The organism is Stenotrophomonas sp. GbtcB23 (assembly GCF_019091045.1).
In the GTDB taxonomy this organism is placed as follows: Bacteria; Pseudomonadota; Gammaproteobacteria; order Xanthomonadales; family Xanthomonadaceae; genus Stenotrophomonas; species Stenotrophomonas rhizophila_A.
This window is the reverse complement of the sequence record NZ_JAGXKC010000155.1, coordinates 1-656: the sequence shown is the minus strand read 5'-3', so window position 1 is coordinate 656 and position 656 is coordinate 1. Positions and strand designations below refer to the sequence as shown.

The 656-nt window shown below is 70.1% G+C and carries 1 pseudogene; it reads left to right on the top strand.

Features of this window, described 5'->3' with window-relative positions:
- Window positions 1–94 (top strand): annotated as a pseudogene (locus KVS69_RS18560) (S26 family signal peptidase); the annotation flags it as partial.
- Window positions 95–656 lie beyond the last annotated feature (562 nt).

The window sequence follows — 656 nt, the reverse complement described above, 5'->3', positions numbered from 1 at the left end:
CCCGGCGTCGTTCGACAGCCGGTATTTCGGGCCGGTCAGCGCATCCGCCGTGATCGGCATCGGGCATCCGGTCTGGCTGGAATCCCGCCCATGATGGCCGTCGATTCGCTGCACGTTGCCGTGCATCTCATCGTGCCATCGGGCGTGTCGTTCTGCTGGCCGTCGCCGTGTCGTCGCGCGTGCAGTGCGGGTGCATTCGCACCGCACTTCGCGCTGCCTCCGGCGCAGCCGTCCAACGTGCAGGCGTCTTGCCTCGAACGCGCCCGGCCTATGGCCGTCGCCGCGTTCGCCGGCGCGCTGGCTGCTCGCGCAGCAGCGCCGCCGGGCCGCCGCTGCCCGGAGCGCCAGCGAAGGGCAAAGGCGGAAGGCAAGACAAAAGTACGCGGCACCGGGCCGCGTCGAAAGCCAGTCTGCACATGGGGATTGCGCGGCACGGAGCGGCTTCGCCGCCGTGCCGCTTGTGGCGCGAAGCCCGCGCCGATGCGGGCATGCCTGCGTGCTTCGCACGACCGGACACGCCAGAGCTTGCAAGGAACGCGGCCATGACCGACCGCCGCGACGACGATTTCCGCACCCGCCCCAGCGCCGTGAAGAACCGGGGCTACGGCTTCGTCTCCTAGGTGCTTATGCAGGCAGGCAAAGCCAGCAGCGGCAAG